This window comes from Chitiniphilus eburneus (assembly GCF_005048205.1).
GTDB classification, from domain to species: Bacteria; Pseudomonadota; Gammaproteobacteria; order Burkholderiales; family Chitinibacteraceae; genus Chitiniphilus; species Chitiniphilus eburneus.
Map to the genome: position 1 here is coordinate 1 of NZ_SUMF01000093.1, position 561 is coordinate 561.

At 66.7% G+C, this 561-nt stretch carries 1 protein-coding gene; it reads left to right on the forward strand.

The genetic code is table 11. From position 1 onward, the window contains the following. Positions 1 to 561: hypothetical protein (locus FAZ21_RS20490; RefSeq protein ID WP_211243556.1), on the forward strand; the 561-nt coding region annotated here is incomplete at both ends.

Genomic DNA, 561 nt, shown 5'->3' on the forward strand with positions numbered 1-561 from the left:
CACCCGCGGCAACTACAGCGACCGCATCGACTGGGATGGCTTCGGCCGCCCCATCCAGAGCACCGTCAACGGCATCGCCATCAGCCGCCGCTTCGATGCTCTGGGCCGACAGACCTTCGAGAGCTACCCGAATCAGAGCGTGGGCGATACCACCTACTACGACGGGCTCAACCGCGTCACCCAACTGACCCACAGCGACGGCACCTACCGCAGCTACGGCTACAGCGGCAGTGCCGTGGCGGAGGTGAACGAGCGCGGTTACCAGACCTCCAGCTTCTACCAAGTGTTCGGCAACCCGGACGACAAAGCCTTGCGCAAGGTGGTGCCGCCGATTGCCGCCGCCACCACCGACATCCAGCGCAACCTGCTGGGCAACATCCTGAGCGTCACCCAGAACGGCGTCACCCGCCACTGGGGCTACGACCACCGCCACTACCTGATCACCCGCATCGACCCCGAAACCGGTAGCACCTACCTGGGGCGTGACGCCGCCGGCAACCTCGTCGCCCGCCACGTCGGCCAGACCGCCGCCGGATACGCCTACGACGCCCAGAACCGCCT